This window comes from Streptomyces sp. ATLC9 (assembly GCF_057196705.1).
This window is the reverse complement of the sequence record NZ_JBXUOY010000337.1, coordinates 1-5,040: the sequence shown is the minus strand read 5'-3', so window position 1 is coordinate 5,040 and position 5,040 is coordinate 1. Positions and strand designations below refer to the sequence as shown.

Sequence of the window (5,040 nt, the reverse complement as noted above, 5' to 3'; positions counted from 1 at the left end):
CTGGTGTAAGACCTCAACGGAGCACTCCGGGCGGGCAGTCGGTGATGAAGCAGAAAACCCCACGGCGCGAGCCGTAGGAATCCCCCTCCTTCAGGAGGGGGAGGAAGTCAACTCACCGACGCCCACGAACTACCACAACTGGATCTACAGCGAGCTGCACTACCTTCTCGCCCATCACTCCAGGGAACGCGGCTGGTCCGTCACCAACACCACCACCGTCGCCCTCCCGGCGACCGGTGAGCGCTACGTCCCCGATCTGCTGATCTGCGAGTCGGCCGTGCTGCGCGACGCCCGGGAGTGGCAGGTCGCCGCCGAGGACGTGCTGCTCGTCGGTGAGATCACCTCGATGTCCACGGTCCTGCGCGACCGCAAGAACAAGGCGCAGGGCTACGGCCGGTCGCGCGTACCGCTCTACCTGCTGGTGGACCCGCTGGACGGGGAGGGGAGCGCGACGGTGTTCGCCGAGCCGGACGGCTCCGGCCGCTACCGGGTTGAGCACCGCGTGCTGTTCGGCGAGAGGTTCACGCTCCCCGAACCGTTCGGCCTGGAGCTCGACACCTCGGTCCTCCGCCCGGAGTGACCCCCGCGCCGACGCCGCCCCGATCGCGGACGGCGCCGGCCGCGAAGGGCTCCCTCCCGCCAACGGCCGTGCTCACAAATGGGATTGAGCGAAGGAATCACCTCGCTTACGGTGACCCGATGGCATCGGTCAGACAGCTCCAGGTCACTTTCGACTGCGCGGAACCCGAGCGCCTCGCCCGCTTCTGGTGCGAGGTGCTGGGGTACGTCGTACCGCCGCCCCCGGAGGGGTTCGCCACCTGGGACGACTACAGCGGCTCGCTGCCGCCCGGGGAGCGGGGCTCATGGTTCGCCTGCGTCGATCCCTCCGGTGCGGGCCCGCGGCTGTTCTTCCAGCGCGTCCCCGAGGGCAAGACCGCCAAGAACCGGGCGCACCTCGACGTGCGGGTCGGCGCCGGGCTCGTGGGTGACGAGCGCCTGGCCGCGCTCGAGGCCGAGTGCGCACGGCTGATGGCTCTCGGTGCGAAGCACGTGCTGACGCAGCGCGCCGATGGCGTCAACGAGTCGTGCATCACGATGCGGGACATCGAGGGCAACGAGTTCTGCCTCGACTGACCGCCCTCCCCGGCTTCCCGGCCGGTGTCAGCCCGGCGGGTTCGCCTGCCCGTGTGCGACGTCGACGACGATCCGGTTCCCGTCGGCCTTCACCCGGAACCCCGCCCGGCCGCCGCCTTCGGGGACGGCGATGGTGCATCGGGGCCGGAGACGCTCGCGGACTCCTCGGCCGTGGGGACGGGATCCTCCGCACCGTTCAGACTCTCGCCACCGCCGCAGCCGGCCGTGAGCAGGACGGCTGCGAGGGTGGTCGCGGACAGGACGGAACGGCGCGGCATGGTGAACTCCCCGGCGTGGGCGGCCGGATGAGGACGGGCTTGGGAATCCATAAGTAAACGGTCGCACAGACGCGGCCTTCACCTTGGGCGGACTGTCGTCCCGGATCCCGCCCAGCGTGAGGGCCGGGTGGAGTCCGGCCCAAGCCGCCGTACCGCTCCGGTCCACCAGGGTCCGGCGAGGTGCGTCCCCTCGTGCAGGACAACGCTCAGGAGCCATCCGATTCGAGCCGCTTCAGCCAGGCGTCGAGGTGCGGGCAGGCGGCACGCAGCGCGTCCAGGCCGAGGAGTTCGATCGCGTCGGGGCCGTCCACGACCTTGTGGTACTCCGGGCACGCCTTGAGGATCCGCTTCGACGGAGCCGTGTCGGGACCGTCGTTGACGAGTTCGGGACCGCCCGCGACCTCGACCTGTGCCGCCAGTTTGTCTCCCAGCTTCGGTGATTCGAGCAGCTCCGCGAGCTCGCGGGCCGCCGCGAGCACCCATGCCTCCGTCTCGTGCGGAACGAGGAACGGCAGGAATCGGGCATCACCGATACTCCGTGCCATGGCCTCCTCCACATGCGCCACCCGCGCGTACGCATCCCCGGTGGGCATGTCCGAGCGTCCGGGGGTGTCGGAGGGCAATCCGTAGAAGTCGAGCAGGGTGGTCACCGTGTCGACAGCCGAGTTCCGCAGCAGCGCCCGGATGTCCCGCTCGATCCTCGACCACGTGCTCACCCCACCGCGGTTGTGCGGCTGCCCGGCCGTACGGCGCGTCTTGAGCACCACCGGGGTGAGCCACACACCGCGCTCGCTCAGTTCGGGCTGGAGGAGCCTCGCGACGACGTTCTCCTCCGTCTGCCCCTCCACCAGCGCGCAGACCTGCCGCACTCCGGTCACCCCTGCCGCTCCCGCTTCCGCTCGGGCCTGGGGCGCCCGCCCAGGAGGTTCTTCAACCAGAGGTCGCCGAGCGAGTAGTCGTCGAGCCAGGCGGCCAGTTCCTCCGGGTCCGGGCGCCGCAGTTCCGTCGCACTGTCGGTGCGCTCGGCGACGACGAGTTCGTCGAGCGTGAACTCGTCGAGCAGCGTGACGGACTGGGTGGCCAGGAGGACTTGGCTGCGCACCGAGGCCGTCCGGAGCGATTCCGCCAGGACTCTGATCGCGGCGGGGTGCAGGCCGAGTTCCGGTTCGTCCAGGACCAGCAGCGCCGGGGGCCGCGGCTGGAGCAGGAGCGTGGTCAGGCAGACGAACCGCAGGGTGCCGTCGGACAGGGCCTCCGCCGGGAGGACGGTGTCGGAGCCGAACTGCTTCCACCGCAGGCGCACCCGTCCGCCGGAGTCCTCGGCGAGCACGAAGTCACGGAAGAACGGCGCGACGGAACGAACCGTGCGCACGATCTTCCGATACTCCGCCGAGTGCTCCTCCCTCAGCCTCGTGAGGAAGGCCGCGAGGTTGCCGGCGTCCGGATGCAGGGCCTCCGAGTCGGAAGCGTAACCCGCCTGCTTCACCGGCGCGTTGCGGGTCGTGTCGTGGAAGTGGTAGACGCGGCAGCCGCGCAGTATCGAGAGCGTGTGCCGGGCGACTCCCCCGACTCCGTGCGGCCCCGACCCGGCCGCCTCCGGCAGCCGGGACTCCCGGTTGCCTCTGCCGATCTCCTCTCTCCACGGCTGTTCGTGGCTGATGGAGTCGTGGAACTCCACCACCTCGCGTTCGAAGACCAGTTCCCCTTGGGCGGCAGGCACCAGAACCGCCTCGTAGGCGTTGCCCAGGTGCCCGTCCTTCGCCTTCACTCGCAGCTCGATGCGTGCGGCGGTCCCTTTCGCGCCGTCGTGCAGCATGGCCTCCGCCCCGCCGCGCAGGCCGACCTCCATCCGCAGGTCCCCGTCGGCGATGCGTCCGAGCAGTTCGACCGCGTCGATGAAGTTGCTCTTGCCCGCGCCGTTGGGGCCGACAAGGACGGTGATCGGTCCCAGGGTCAGTTCGGTCGCCCTGATCGACTTGTAACCGGTGACGGCGATGCTCTCGACCCTGCGTGACATGTGCTCAATCTATCGGCGTACGACTGCTCCGACGGCTCGGACATGCGTCCTCGCCTCCCGCTCCGGGGGGGGGGGGGGGGGGGGGGGGGGGGCCCCCCCCCCCCCCCCCCCCGGCGCGGTGTGCGCGGGGGTGTGCGGGTCAGCCGCGGTGGGCGGCCTGGGCGAGGAGGACCACGGCCACGGTGGAGACGGCCACCAGGAGGGTGGTCCAGGTGCACGACTCCAGCCGCCCGCGGCGCGTGCGGCTGGACGTCACGCCCGGCACCCCCTCCGGTCCGGGCAGCCGAACAGGGCCGTGTGGTCGGCGAGTTCGGCGGGTCGGGCCGGTTCGGCGATACGGCGGGCGTGGATGGTGAGGGCGGCGGTCTCGTACGTCCAGCCGCGCCCGGTGTCCGCCTCGGCCCGGACACGGGCCGGGTCGTGGAACGCCGGCGGGGCCAGGCAGCCGCGCATCCCGCGCAGTATCGCGGGCACGTCCTGCCCGAGCAGTACGCCGTGCATCACGCGCGGTAGGAGCCGGTGCGGGTCCTGTTCCGGCCGTACGGTCCAGCACAGCCGGTACCAGTGCCCGGCGCCGGAGGGCGGCGCGGCGGCGGGCCCGCGCGCCTCCGGCGCGGGATGGCACGGGCAGGCGCACACCAGATGGCGGACGCCGGGGACACCGCTGTCGCGCGGTTCGCCGTCGGCGCAGTGCCCGTGCCGGCCGATCACGCAGGACGGGGAGCGGTACTCCGCCTCACTCACCACCGGGCGCCCCCGGCCGTCGCGTGGATGTTCCGGGTGTCCAGGTCCAGTCCCATCGTCGCCAGCCACAGCACCCGCCGCCGTCGCCGCGCCGCCCGCTCGTGGGCCGCCCAGTACGGCCGCACCAGCGTCGAGTCCTCCCCGGCCGGCGGCCGGGCCTGCTCGCGGCTGTACGGCGAACGCGGCGCCGGGATCCGGGCGACGGCCCTCGCGCCGGTCGGCGCGGGCCGGGCGGAGCCCGTCCGGCGCAGGGGCGCCGGGGCTGGGGCCGGGATGGGGGTCCTGCGGTGCCGGCCGCCGGCCGGAAGCAGCCGGGCGAGCAGCAGCACGAGGACGGGACGGCGTGCCCGTCCGAGGGCACGCGCGATAAGGTCGCGCACGTCATCAACTCCTGTGTAGTTGGTGGCCACGCCCCCGGACCGGTTGCGTCGGTCGCGGGGGTCCTTCGTATGACCGAGCATATTCCTAGCATGCTAGGTGTACCATACGACTCCATAGCTCGCACTGATGTGCAGTGAGTGTCAATGTGGCTCCGTGATCGACTTCGCCTCCGACGTGCCCCGGTGGATGCAGGTGGCCGACGTGATCCGGCAGCGGATCGCCGACGGCACCTACCCGCCGCGCACCCGCGTGCCCTCGGTGATCCAGTTGCAGGCAGAGTTCGGCATCGCACAGGCCACCGCGCAGAAGGTGCTCACCCGGCTGCGGGCGGAGGGCGCCACGTACACCGTGCCGGGACTCGGCAGCTTCGTGGCCGAGCCCGAGGAATAGGTCCGTAGACGAGCGGCGGGGGGGGGGGGGGGGGGGGGGGGGGGGGGGGGGGGGGGGGGGGGGGGGGGGGGGCGGGCGGGGGGGGGGGGGCGGCGG

The 5,040-nt window shown here is 72.2% G+C and carries 8 protein-coding genes; 3 read left to right on the top strand and 5 right to left on the bottom strand.

Going from position 1 to position 5,040, the window contains the following annotated elements:
• The first annotated feature begins 79 nt into the window (after window positions 1-79).
• A complete protein-coding gene (locus tag AC2CJA_RS24035) occupies window positions 80-580 on the top strand; it encodes a Uma2 family endonuclease (protein ID WP_484604775.1) in 501 nt (166 codons plus the stop codon).
• A 119-nt stretch (window positions 581-699) separates the two neighbouring features.
• A complete protein-coding gene (locus AC2CJA_RS24030; protein ID WP_484604774.1) occupies window positions 700-1,134 on the top strand; it encodes a VOC family protein in 435 nt (144 codons plus the stop codon).
• An 89-nt stretch (window positions 1,135-1,223) separates the two neighbouring features.
• Here AC2CJA_RS24030 and AC2CJA_RS24025 read toward each other — a convergent pair whose 3' ends face one another.
• From AC2CJA_RS24025 to AC2CJA_RS24005, 5 genes are all read right to left on the bottom strand, one after another.
• On the bottom strand, window positions 1,224-1,463 hold the full coding sequence (locus tag AC2CJA_RS24025) for a hypothetical protein (protein ID WP_484604773.1): 240 nt from the start codon (window positions 1,461-1,463) through the stop codon (window positions 1,224-1,226).
• Window positions 1,464-1,618: 155 nt separating this feature from the next.
• Window positions 1,619-2,290, bottom strand: a complete 672-nt coding sequence (locus AC2CJA_RS24020; protein ID WP_484604772.1) for a DUF4276 family protein — start codon at window positions 2,288-2,290, stop codon at window positions 1,619-1,621.
• Window positions 2,287-3,429 carry an AAA family ATPase gene (locus AC2CJA_RS24015; protein ID WP_484604771.1) on the bottom strand — a complete coding sequence of 381 codons (1,143 nt, stop codon included), beginning with the start codon at window positions 3,427-3,429 and terminating at the stop codon, window positions 2,287-2,289. The genes AC2CJA_RS24020 and AC2CJA_RS24015 overlap by 4 nt, the downstream gene beginning before the upstream one ends.
• Window positions 3,430-3,681: 252 nt before the next feature.
• The gene (locus AC2CJA_RS24010; RefSeq protein ID WP_484604770.1) at window positions 3,682-4,173 is read right to left on the bottom strand and encodes a hypothetical protein; all 492 of its coding nucleotides are present in this window, start codon (window positions 4,171-4,173) and stop codon (window positions 3,682-3,684) included.
• The gene (locus tag AC2CJA_RS24005; protein ID WP_484604769.1) at window positions 4,170-4,553 is read right to left on the bottom strand and encodes a hypothetical protein; all 384 of its coding nucleotides are present in this window, start codon (window positions 4,551-4,553) and stop codon (window positions 4,170-4,172) included. The genes AC2CJA_RS24010 and AC2CJA_RS24005 overlap by 4 nt, the downstream gene beginning before the upstream one ends.
• A gap of 154 nt (window positions 4,554-4,707) precedes the next feature.
• Here AC2CJA_RS24005 and AC2CJA_RS24000 point away from each other — a divergent pair, with 154 nt between their 5' ends.
• Window positions 4,708-4,944, top strand: a complete 237-nt coding sequence (locus AC2CJA_RS24000) for a GntR family transcriptional regulator (protein WP_484604768.1) — start codon at window positions 4,708-4,710, stop codon at window positions 4,942-4,944.
• The last annotated feature ends 96 nt before the right edge of the window (window positions 4,945-5,040 follow it).